Here is a 13852-nt window from a genome sequence, read left to right on the forward strand (position 1 = left end):
TATGCATTAAAATATGCAGTAACTATATTATAAAACAAAAGAAATGAGGAGGAAAAAATGTTAAAGACCAAAATTAAAAAGCGCCTAAGTTTTCTGCTGATATTTGTCATGTTGATGTCAAGCAATCCTGTTTTTGTCATAGGTGAACAGAATAATGTAGAGCAAGTTGTAGCGGAAGATAATAAAGAAACGATTACAGAAAATTTGGAGCCAAATCAATTAATTGAGACGGATGAATTGACTTTAGAAAAAAATGACAATGCTAATTTAACTAGTATAAATCAGAATGTAAAAAGTGATGCTGGAAAATATATAGTAACCAATGATATTGATGGTAGTGAGGTTGGAAGATACGAATTATTTCAAGAGGCAACGGCGGCTATTAACTTGCCTAATGTTCAGCCTGGTGCATATACCATAACATTAACTGAAGATGATTTGGATATGGGTATATGGGGTGGCATCAGTTATGGATATCAAGTTACGCTAAAATCTGGAGAAGGTGGACCTTATAAGATTGTTTGTAAAAGAGAGAGTGACACTAATACAGCGTGGCATATTTCACAAGTTGCAGGAGATTTAATCCTTGAGAATATTATTTTAGATGGAAATAATAAAGGTGGGGGAATAGCTGTATCATCTATTAACTCGGAGAATCCATCAAGCTTAACTTTAAAAAATGGTGCTGTAATACAAAATTGCTATGATACTATAAACCCAGGAACAATTAGGACAATAGGAGAAAATATCACTATTACCATGGAGAAAGGCTCCTCTATTATAAGTAACCATGTAGGAACAAATGGAGGAGGAGTAGCTGTAACAGGTGGAAATACCTTTATTATGAATGGTGGAGTAATTAGTAATAATAAAACTGATAAAGTTGGTGGTGGAGTTCAAGTTAATGATGGCGGCCATTTTATTATGAATGGTGGAAAAATAATTGGAAATTCTGCGGATAGTTATGGTGGCGGTATATGTATTTCAGGAGAAAGTACAATTGAAATAAATGGAGGTATTATTAGTGGAAACTCTGCTTTCCATGGGGGTGGAGTCTATATTGATAATAGAAATGGAAACTTTAATTTTAAAAATGTAGTTATAGAGGATAATAAAGCAACTAGTAGTGGTGGAGGAATTTCTTCTTATTCTCAATTGAAAATTACAGACTCAGTTATTAAAAATAATAAAGCATCAACAACTGGTGGAGGAATTGCTGCATGGGCACCGATAGATATTACAAACTCTAAATTGCACGGTAATGAATCCCAAGAAGGCGGAGGAGTTTGGATACGTCATTACTACAATCCTGAAGGCATATCTTCAATAAAAAGATCGGAACTTAAAGAAAATACTGCAAAATGGGGTGGCGGTATTGAGTTATCTGCAGGTACCTTGACCTTAGAAAACAGTAAAATTATTAATAATAAAACCATTAGTAGTGGTGGCGGAATATTTACAAATGGCGCAATTGATATTATTGACTCAACAATTGGAAATAATTATGCAGCAACAGTAGGTGGAGGTATAGATGCTAGAGCATCAATACTTACCATTACAAGTACAAATATTGAAGAAAATGAATCTGTACAAGGCGGTGGAGGGTTATTCCTTCGAAGTGATGCTACTGATATGGAATCAATAGTTAAAGATTCAATTATTAAAAACAACAATGCTGATATTGGTGGAGGAGTTGTACTAATGAACAAAGCTTCATTAGTATCAGAAGGAACAGAAATTATTGAAAATGTTGCTGTTACTGAAGGCGGTGGAATTTATACAGATGATGCTGAATATGAAAATCCTATAGCATCTACTAGTTATCAAAAGATTAAAGCAAATAGTAGTACGGTTTTTAAAGATAATATAGCAGGAGATGGATTATATAATCCACCAAGTAATGCTTTAGATTTTACAAATATAGGATTTACACAAACTTCTGTAACTGGAAAAAACTTAATAAGTCCAGACCATCCTTTTAATAATTATGATATAAATTATAAATTTGAAAATCCTATAGAAATATTTAAAATAATATATGATGCAAATGGTGGTACTGGAAGTTTTACAGAAGAAATATCCCTTAACGTTGACTATACAATAAAAAGTAATACAGAAGTAGGTATAAGTAAAGAAGGCTACACTTTTAAAGGCTGGAACACAAAGGCAGATGGAAGTGGAACATCTTATAAAGCAGGAGACAAATTTAAGATAACAGCAAATACTGCACTCTACGCTCAGTGGCAAAAATACAGTGAAGATTCAGGAACAGGCTGGACTTGGAGTGGAGGTTCATCAACTACAAGTAAAGAAAGTCCAAAAACTGAAGAGGTACTAACTCACATGGCATATTTAAACGGCTATCCTGACAACACAATAAGATCTCAGGGCAGTATTACAAGAGCAGAAGTAGCGGCAATATTTGCAAGACTAAAAGTAGGAGAAGCAAATATTCCAAGTGCTAAAGCAAACTATAGCGATGTAAATTCAAGTGATTGGTATGCTAAATATATAGCCTTTGTAACAGATAATAAGATAATGGAAAGCTATGAAGATGGAAGTTTTAAGCCAAATGACAAAATAACGAGAGCAGAATTTACAGCAGTAGTAGCAAGATATAACAGCTTAACAGATACAACTTCAACGTTTGAAGATGTAATTGGACACTGGGCAGCAGGTTATATTGGTTCAGTTACGAATAAAGGCTGGATAAATGGATATCCAGATGGAACATTTAAACCTGAAAAAGACATTTCAAGAGAAGAAGTAGCAACAATGGTAAATAAAATGCTAGATAGAAAAGTTGACAGAGATGGTTTAAATAATCTAAGCATTAAAAACTTTACAGACTTAGATAATTCCGGCTGGTCATACTTTGATATAGTAGAAGCAAGTAACTCACATAAGTATGTGAGAAGAACACTTGGCGATATTATGGAAAACTGGAAAGAATTAATTAAATAATTATAAAAACAATGGATTATGCACGTAGATAAGTTAATGTGCATAATCCATTGTTTTTATGTGGTTTAAAATATGTTATTGATTTTTAAAGCTGTTTTAATGAAAATATTATATTAAAATGCATATAAAATATAACCGGATTTAAATAAAATATTTAAGAAATAGGAGAGAGGGTAAAATTAAATTAGTTTGAAAAGAAAGTTGAAAGTTTAGCTAATGGACATTACCTTGCAGAAGTTGTTACATTAAATTAATTGGGAAATAAGAAAATTAAATATTATTTGCTTCTATAAAAATAATCTTTTTAGTATTATTAAAAAAGTAAATTAATTAGGTGCTATCAAGTGAAATCAATAACTGAGTTCTATTGAAGTATAGTATTCTAGAGCAACTTAATTCTATTAAAGTATAGTATTTTAAGTTGAACTATGATACCATATTTGAATATAATAATAAATTTTAAGGTGGGAATGAACATTGATAGTAAAAAAGAATTTTAAGAGAGCTATAAGTTTTTTATTGGCATTTGTAATGCTTGTAACTTCTGTATTAGTATTTCCGGAAAATGCAGAAGCAGAAAGTAGTACAGTTAATACTGTAGAAGAACTACAAAATGAAGAAACAAAGGGAGAAGATAGTGAGAATAAAGACCAGGAGAGTGAAAAGCAATTAATTAATAGTGACAAAACTGATTCAGAAGAAGTTGACACTATTAAGTATGATGCTAATGGAGATGATTTTGCTATTCTTGCAGATGAAGCAGAGCCAAGTGGACGGTTTGAAATAAAATCAACTGACTCCACAGCCGCAGAGCCTAATACACCTCTTCCAGGTGTAGAGATAACTATAAAAGATGACAAAGGTGATATGGCTTTTGAAGGTAAAACAGGAGAAGATGGTATAGCGAAAACAGAAGTATTACCAAAAGGTTCCTATAAACTTAAAATGATATCACCATTTGGGTATAAGTTAGAGAATACAGAAATGGATATTAAAATTGAAAAAGAAGATATAAATGAAGTAAATGTAAAAGCAGAAAAAAATCTTGCTGGTGCAGTTCTATATAAAATAGATAAAGATAAAGAGGAGCAAGTGAATGATAGGGCACTAAGTGGTGCGAAATTTGATATTTATTCTAGACATGACTATTATGGAGCAAATGGGCTTGTTAAAACAGGCGATAAAGTAGCAGATGGGATTGTAACAAATAGTGGTGGACTGGCTTGGGCATATTTGCCTCCAGGAGAATATGAATATGAAGAAATAGAAGCACCAGAGGGATATAAAAAGATAGAAGGTAGAGTAGAATTTACACTTCCCTTAGTTGAAAAGCAATGGGAGCAGGTAAACTACTGGGTTAGAAATGAAACGATAAAGTATGAAGTAAGCTTTGATACTGATGGTGGAACAACGGTTGCAGCTCAAACGGTAGCATATGGAGATAAGGCAACAAAACCAACACCAGAGCCAACAAAAGATGGATTCAAACTTACAGGTTGGACATTAAATGGAGTAGCATATGATTTTGAAACGCCAGTAAAGGGAAATATAGAACTGGTGGCGACTTGGGATACTGGAGAGTATGAAGTAAGCTTTGATACTGATGGTGGAACAACGGTTGCAGCCCAAATGATAACACCGGGAGATAAGGCAACAAAACCAACACCGGAGCCAACAAAAGATGGTTTTAAATTTGCAGGTTGGTATAATATAGTTGCCCGTGATATGGAAAAATATAATTTTGATACACCGGTAACAGAAGATATAAAACTTTATGCAAAATGGACTCCAATAGATGGAGCAGAGCCATATGGATGGTTTTTAATAACGATTTATCGATCCGACGGCCTAGAGTCTAACACACCTTTTCCAGGTGCAGAGATAACTATAAGAGATGATAAAAATGATATAGTTTTTGTCGGCTATACAGATGAAAATGGAATACTGGTAAAAGGATTACCAGTGGGTTCCTACTCATGGACAGTGACATATCCATATGGATATAAGCCAGATAGTTCAAAAAATCCTGTACATGATTTTGAAATTAAAGAAGAAGATGATACATATAGCACAGATACAGGTTCAGGAAAAAATCTTGTTGGTGTAGTGCTATATAAAATAGATAAAGATACTAATAAGACGCTAAGTGGTGCGAAGTTTAATATTTATTCTAAGCATAAATATTATCACAATGGGATTGGGTTTATTGAGATAGGCGATAAAGTAGCAGATGGGATTGTAACAAATGATGGTGGAATGGCTTGGGAAATTTTGCCTCCAGGAGAATATGAATATGAAGAAATAGAAGCACCAGAGGGATATAAAAAGATAGAAGATAAAGTAGAATTTACAGTTCCTTTAGTTGAAAATGAATACGATTATGAATACGAATGGGTTAGAAATGAAAAGATAAAGTACACAGTAAGCTTTGATAGTAATGGTGGGACGCTAGTTGCAGACCAAGAGGTAGGACATGGAGATAATGCAACAGTACCAACACCAGAGCCAACGAAAGATGGATTCAAACTTGAAGGTTGGTATAAAGATGAAGCTCATACGGAAAAATATGACTTTGCAACACCCATAACAAAAGATGTGAAATTATATGCAAAATGGACTCCAAATGAATATACAGTAAGCTTTGATAGTGTTGGTGGAACAGCAGTTGCAGAGCAAACAGTAGCACATGGGGAAATAGCAACAGAACCAACACCAGAGCCAACAAAGGATGGATATACATTTATTGAGTGGCAATTAAATGGAGTAGCATATGATTTTACAACACCAGTAACAGAAGATATAGAACTGGTAGCAACTTGGGAAGCAGATACTCCACAACCAGGAACAAAGTACACAGTAACTTACTATGGAAACGACAATACCGGTGGAACAGTACCAGTAGATTCTAAGCAATATAGTAGTGGAGATACTGTAAAAGTAGAAGGTAGAAACACACTATACAGAACAAACTATACCTTTAAAGGATGGTCAACCACTAAAAATGCAACTAGAGTAGAATATACAGCAGGAGATACATTTAAAATAACAAAAAACACACAATTATATGCCGTTTGGGAAAAAGATAGTGATAGTTCTGGAGGAGGCTGGACTTGGGGAGGAAGCTCAACAAGTACAGGTTCAGAAAAACCAAAAGTTGAAGAAACCCTAACTCACACAGCATATTTAAATGGATATCCTGACAATACAATAAGACCACAAGGCAGTATTACAAGAGCAGAAGTGGCAACAATATTTGCAAGATTAAAAGTTGGGGAGACAAATATTCCTACGTCTACAGCAAAATACAGTGATGTAAATTCAAGTGATTGGTACACTAAATATATAGCCTTTGTAACAGATAACAAGATAATGGAAGGCTATGAAGACGGAAGTTTTAAGCCGAACGGCAAAATCACAAGAGCAGAATTTACAGCAGTAGTAGCAAGATATAATTCTCTTGCAAATGTAGATTCTAGTTTTGAAGATGTAAGTGAACATTGGGCAGAAAAATATATTGGTTCAGTTACTAATAAAGGTTGGATAAACGGATATCCAGATGGAACATTTAAACCGGAAAAAGATATTTCAAGAGAAGAAGTAGCAACAATGGTAAATAAAATGCTGGACAGGAAAGTTGACAAAGAAGGTTTAAACAATCTATTAATTAACAATTTTACAGATTTAGATAATTCAAGCTGGTCATACTTTGACATAGTAGAGGCAAGTAATGGACATAAATCAGTGAGAAGAACTTCTGGTAACATTATGGAAAATTGGAAAGAATTAATTAAATAATTATAATAAAAAGGGTAGCTGAAAAAGTTGCCCTTTTTATTTTACATAATATTAAAAAACATATTAATAAAACTTTGGATATAAACTTTTAAAAATGATAACTATAATTCAAAGCTTTAATTTAAAGTTAATAAAATAGTGATACTAAAGGTATTAAATTACTCTTTCTACAAGATTAAGAAGCCTTATAAAGACTTTAAACACTTAAAAATCATAGATTAAATTCAATGCTTATATATAGTATATGAGTAAAGCATATGATAATATATAATATATACATTATTTTAGGAGGAAGAAATTGATAAGGAATAAAAAAATTAAGAATTTTATAAATGTACTATTTACACTTGTATTAATTGTAACCTTTGCATTAATATTGCCGAAAAATGTTAAAGCAGCAACAGGAGTTAGTAATGTTACAGAATTGCAAGATGCAGTTAAAAATGCTTCTCCTGAAGAAGTTATAACTCTATCAGATGGTTTCGTTTTTGCTGATGCAAAGATTGAAATGCCAAATACAAACGTGACCATTGATGGTGGAAATAGTGTTTGGGATAAGGGAACAATTACTATTACCGGCGAAGGTGCGGGAAATTTGACCATTAAAAATTTGAAAATGGATGGTACTAATTATACAAAGGAAATGTTAAAAAATGAAACAACAAATGGAACATTAGTATTAGAAAATATGGAGTTCTACAATAGCACTAGAGGTGGAGCTATAAATATTGAAACAACGGATAATGCTCATACAGAAATAAATAGGACTAGAATTTATAATAATACGGCTTTAAATACTGCACCTGGTATATGGATGTGGGGAGATAATATAAGAAAAGTCAATTTAACCATCAATAATTCTACAATAGAAAATAATACTGGTACAGGTGGAGGTTATACAACTGGTGCAATATCTGCTAAAAACTACAATGGAAATCTGATAATAAATAACACTGTATTTAGAAATAATATAAATAAGTCTCTTAATACTGGACAGACTGGTGGTGGTGGCGGAGCTATCGCATTGTATTTTTGTCATGGAAAAATTAGCATAAATGAATCTCTATTTGAAGGAAATAGAAGTAGTGGAGAAGGAGTGCCAAGCAAGAGTACTTATGATGGAGGAGCTATTTATCTTTTTGATGGACAAAAAGGAGCAACTTTTGATGTAAATAACACTACATTTGTAGATAATATTGCCTATGATGACGGCGGGGCAATATATGTTCAAGGAACATATAACCCAGGATTAACAACTAATATTACAAATAGTACATTCTATAATAATAAAGCTTACGGAATAGACGATGCAAATTATGCAGGAGGAGCTATAAATTTTTACAAAAATGGTGGTTCTGCAAAGATGGACAACATTATTTTAAGTTCTACATTCGTTGGAAATCAAGGGGGATATGAAGGAAATACAAAGGAACAAAGAGGTGGAGCTATAGCTCTAACTGGAGCTGGAATGTTTGCTACTGCAAGTATTACGAGAAATGATTCGCTTTTTATAGGAAATAAAATATTTAATGCAAATGGTGAGGATAAGACTAGTAATTATAAGGATATCTCCAATTCAACTACAGCTCAAGTGGGAACGTTTAATGTAGTAAATGTAGATAAAGGAACGGCAACTACACATACTGCTGAGGATATTTTAGGCAAGAATAATATTGGGCCATCAATAAACCATTCCGACATTAAAGCTGGTGTTGATGATGAAATAGTAAGGACGATTCCTATAAAACCAGAAGGGATTGCAGATAATACCTATGACGGGAAAGTAGTAATACCAACTGAGGACCAAAGAGGCCATACGAGGGTAAAAGACCAAGGCGCAGTAGAAAGTGCTTGGATAAAATATAATGCTGCCGGTGGAATTTTTGACACTGGAGAGTTACAAGGGTATGACGGAACTATTTATTACGAAGGTGATAAGCCAACGGACTATTATACAGTTGGTAGTATTGGCAAAGAGGCTAATATAGTAGATGGGGAAACGGTTTTAAAGCCAAAAAAAGATGGCTTTGTATTTAAAGGGTGGACAATAGACCCTGATAAAGATGAATTGAACCCAAATTATCAAAAAGGGGAAAAGTTGGAGTATACCAATGAAGGTTTAACATTGTATACAGTATGGGGAAAAGAATTCAAGATAAGTTATAATGGTAACGAAAATTCTTCAGGTATTGCTCCTGTAGATGAAAATAGTCCTTACTTTGAAAATGAGATTGTAAAGGTATTGACTAAGGGAAATTTAGCAAGAGAAAACCATACATTTGTTACTTGGAATACAAAAGCAGATGGAACTGGAGAAAGCTATGCAGAAGGGTCTAATATTAAACTTATAGAGGACACGATACTTTATGCTCAGTGGATAGAAAATGACAAGTATACTGTAACATATGATGGCAATCTCATAGATAGTGGTGAAGTAGCAGATCTTGATGAACATTATGAAGGTGCAGATGTCACTGTAAAGGATAGTGGAAATTTAATCAGATATAACTATACATTTACTGGTTGGAATACAGAAGCAGATGGAACTGGAACGGCATATGAACCGGGAGCTGTTTTTAAAATAGATGGAAATATTACACTTTATGCTCAGTGGAAGGAAAATGAAAAGTTTACAATATCCTATGATGCAAATGGAGGAACCGGTAAGCAGCCAGGATTAACTAATCCTCATTATGTAGATAGTGAACTTACGGTACTGGATAAAGGTACAATGGAAATGGAAAATTATACATTTTCTAATTGGAATACGAAGGCTGATGGAAGTGGAGATAGTTATAAACCTGGAGATAAGTTCATTATAAAAGAAGATACGGTACTTTATGCTCAGTGGAAGGAAAATGAGAAATATAAAATCACCTATGATGGCAATGGAGCTGATAGAGGAAAAGTAGAAGACAACAATGAATACTACGCAAATACTGAAATCATAATAAAGGACAATGAATTCGAAAAAGATGGTTATATATTCGTAAGTTGGAATACAAGTCCTGATGGCAATGGAAGTGAGTATTTTGAAGGTGAATTAGGGGTTATAGGAGGAAATGTAACTGTCTATGCTCAATGGGAGAAAGAAGAGACATTTAAAGTAACCTATGATGGAAATGAAAATACAAGTGGAACAGCTCCAACTGATAGTAAAGAATACTATATAGGAGATGATGCCATCGTATTAGGTAATGGCGACTTAGCAAGAGAAGGCTATACTTTTGTTGGTTGGAATACAAGTGCTGATGGAACTGGAATAGAATATATAGAGGGTTCTAATATGATAATTTTAGAAGATACCACTTTATATGCTCAATGGGAAGAAAATGGCATAGTTCCAATAAGTCATACAGTAACTTTCTATAGCAATGGTGGAAGTACAGTAGCTTCACAAACAGTAGCAGATGGTGAAGTTGCAAAAGAACCAACGACGCCAACAAAAGATGGTTATATATTTAAAGGTTGGTATACAGATGTTGAATTAACAACAGTATATGATTTTGCAACACCAGTAACAAAAGATATAACATTGTATGCGAAATGGGAAGTAGTCCCTGCAGGAAATCATGTAGTAACCTTTGATAGTGATGATGGGAATGTAATAGCGCCACAAATGGTAGCAGATGGTGGAACAATAGATAGGCCTGCTGATCCAGTTAAAAATAGCTATAAATTTGTTGAATGGCAATTGGATGGAGCACCATATGACTTTACAACACCAATAACAAAAGATATAACATTGTTGGCAGTATGGGAAGCAAATCCGATAGTTCCAATAAATTATACAGTAAGTTATGATGGAAATGGGCATACAGGTGGAACAGTTCCAGTAGATTCAAATTCATATAATCTTGATGATGAAGTAACAGTATTACCAAAAGGTGGTTTATCTAAAGCAGGATACACTTTTAAAGGTTGGAATACTAAAATTGATGGAAGTGGAATATTTTATAGTGCTGGAGATACATTTAAAATGACAGAAAATACTATACTTTATGCTCAGTGGGAAAAAGACAGTGAAGATTTAGGAACAGGTTGGACTTGGAGTGGAGGTTCATCAACTACAAGTGAAGAAAGTCTAAAAGTTGAAGAAATTCTAACTCACACTGCATATTTAAATGGCTATCCTGACAACACAATAAGACCACAGGGAAGCATTACAAGAGCAGAAGTGGCAGCAATATTTGCAAGATTAAAAGTAGGAGAAGCAAATATTCCAACTGCTAAAGCAAACTATGGCGATGTAAATTCAAGTGATTGGTACACTAAATATATAGCCTTTGTAACAGACAACAAAATAATGGAAGGTTATGAAGACGGAAGTTTTAAACCAAATGACAAAATAACGAGAGCAGAATTTACAGCAGTAGTAGCAAGATATAACTCTCTTATAAATGTAGAGTCCAGCTTTGAAGACGTAAGTGGTGGACATTGGGCAGAAAAATACATTGGAGCAGTGACATCTAAGGGATGGATAAGTGGATATCCAGACGGAACATTTAAACCGGAGAAAGACATATCAAGAGAAGAAGTAGCAACAATGGTAAATAAAATGCTAGATAGAAAAGTTGATAAAGAAGGTTTAAACAATCTATTAATTAAAAACTTTAAAGACTTAGATAATTCAAGCTGGTCATACTTTGACATAGTAGAGGCAAGTAATTCACATAGATCAGTGAGAAGAACACTGGGAAATACTTTAGAAGACTGGAAAGAATTTTATAATATTACAAATTAAAATAAAACATGTATTATCAATAAATGTTAGATAAAAGTATCTAACATTTATTTTTTACTTAAATTATATTTAAATATAAAACAATCGACAAATTATGGTGTGAATATTTTAGAAAAATAGAGGATATACTGTAAAAATATACATATAAATGATATACTATTAAAATATAATTATTATATGGAATTATTATTCTAATAAAATTATTTTTTTAGTTAATAATTAGTAACATTAAAGTAAAAAATCACGACATCAATAAGTTTTATAAATTAAAAGGAGTAGAATCATGGAATTTAAAAATAAAAAACCATTGACAATTATGTTGATGGTTTTAGCTATGATAATCGGTACAAACCAGATAGCACCAAGTATTGTTGTTGCAAGTGAGGGTATAGAAATTATAGAACTTCATGAAATAATACCTGTTAATACTGATGAGGATCCAGATGTAAAATTTGGAGTTGTAGAGGATATAGAAGAATTAACAGAAACGTTCAAGAGTGAAGTTGAAAATATATTTGAAGAAAGTGATTTAATTCCAGACTACATAGGGACCTTTCTAAATGAAGATTTAAATAAAGCTAAAGATGATAGAATTCAACAAATATTGAAATATGAAAGCAAAGATAAAATACTATCAGATGATATAGAATCTTTTATGAATGAAATATATTCTATGCAATATGATTTGTATAATAATTTTAAAAAAGCATATAATAAATATATTTCAGACGACAACTATGAAGAAGATATAGCATCAGAAATATTGAATTCTTATGCTATTTATCAACGTGATATGTTTTACAAAGATACAGATGTTAGCTACAGTGCTCTAGGAGAGAAACAAGAAGTTTCAGAGACAACGTACTTAGAAGAAGCTTATGATGAAATATATGAGAGATTATCGGAAAAAATAACAGATAAAAATTTATTAAAAGAAGAAACTTATAAATTAATAAAAAATGCTTTGTATGATTGGATTAAAGAAACAAGTATTGATTATATTAAAGGATATATTGCTCAAGTAAATCAATATCTTAATTTAGCGAAAGAATTTGGATATGCTTATGATGAAGAAGAAGGAGAGATTTACAATATATATTCGGAACATAAACCTGTAAAATATAGAGAACTTGAATTAGGGGATATAGAGAATACTCATTTATTTGAACTTGATGAAGATTTTTTAAAATTATCTATAAATGATAGGGGGAATGAATTTTTAACTCCGGAAGAAATCTGGAACAGTGGAGAATTTCAAGAAATAGTGAATGGTGTGATTAGTGACCTAGAAGACAACGAAGATATTTCAAAAGAAAAAATAGTAGATTTGGCTAAGGCTACTATAGACTTGCAGTATGAGAAAGTACTAATGGCGATAGGATCCAGTCAACAACCTACAGTTGAGGCATTACCTGAATTTCTTGAGGTAGCTATAAACGAGATGAGTAATTATGGAAAAAATGAACTACCAGAAATAAGTAGTTGGCAAACTGAAGATGGCAAACTACCATATGATATCTATAGAAAAGAAAATTATATAAAAGTTCCTTATGTAATATTTACAAAATATATAGTAACTTATGATAATAATGCCCCAAATACAACTGGGAAAATACCAATAGATGAAAATAAATATGATGAAGATGATAATGTAACGATACTTTCCAATGGAGATTTGGCAAGAGCAGGATATACATTTAAAGGCTGGAACACAAAAGCTGATGGAAGTGGGATATCTTATAATCCAGGAGATACATTTAAAATAACAGCAAATACTACACTTTATGCTCAGTGGGAAAAAGATAGTGAAGATTCAGGAACAGGTTGGACTTGGGGTGGAGGTTCATCAACTACAAGTAAAGAAAAGCCAAAAACTGAAGTTGAAGAAACACTAACCCACATGGCATATTTAAATGGATATCCTGACAATACAATAAGACCACAAGGCAGTATTACAAGAGCAGAAGTTGCAGCAATATTTGCAAGATTAAAAGTAGGAGAAGCAAATATTCCAAGTGCTAAAGCAAACTATAGCGATGTAAATTCAAGTGATTGGTATACTAAATATATTGCTTTTGTAACAGACAACAAAATAATGGAAGGCTATGAAGACGGAAGCTTTAAACCAAATGACAAAATAACGAGAGCAGAATTTACAGCAGTAGTAGCAAGATATAATAGTTTAGCAGATATGACTTCAACATTTGAAGATGTAATAGGACGCTGGGCAGCAGGTTATATTGGCTCAGTTACTAACAAGGGTTGGATAAATGGCTATCCAGATGGAACATTTAAGCCTGAAAAAGACATATCAAGAGAAGAAGTAGCAACAATGGTAAATAAAATGCT

Annotated in this window: 4 protein-coding genes; all 4 read left to right on the forward strand. The window is 32.8% G+C overall.

Annotated elements, in window-relative coordinates:
* Positions 1-57 precede the first annotated feature (57 nt).
* Positions 58-2964, forward strand: coding sequence for an S-layer homology domain-containing protein (locus tag BUB47_RS08685; RefSeq protein ID WP_073185468.1), 2907 nt, complete (start codon positions 58-60; stop codon positions 2962-2964).
* 477 nt (positions 2965-3441) lie between these two features.
* A complete protein-coding gene (locus BUB47_RS08690) occupies positions 3442-6759 on the forward strand; it encodes an InlB B-repeat-containing protein (protein ID WP_073185470.1) in 3318 nt (1105 codons plus the stop codon).
* A 298-nt stretch (positions 6760-7057) separates the two neighbouring features.
* Positions 7058-11503: an InlB B-repeat-containing protein gene (locus tag BUB47_RS08695; RefSeq protein WP_073185472.1), complete on the forward strand. Its 4446-nt coding sequence runs from the start codon at positions 7058-7060 to the stop codon at positions 11501-11503.
* A 283-nt stretch (positions 11504-11786) separates the two neighbouring features.
* Positions 11787-13852, forward strand: a 2066-nt coding sequence (locus tag BUB47_RS08700; RefSeq protein WP_200779515.1) for an S-layer homology domain-containing protein, incomplete at its 3' end; no start/stop codon positions are given.

The sequence above is a fragment of the Anaerosphaera aminiphila DSM 21120 genome (assembly GCF_900129925.1).
In the GTDB taxonomy this organism is placed as follows: domain Bacteria; phylum Bacillota; class Clostridia; order Tissierellales; family Peptoniphilaceae; genus Anaerosphaera; species Anaerosphaera aminiphila.

Excerpts from the sequence above, each read along its gene's own strand:
- BUB47_RS08685 (WP_073185468.1), top strand. The coding sequence starts at position 58 with ATGTTAAAGACCAAAATTAAAAAGCGCCTAAGTTTTCTGCTGATATTT.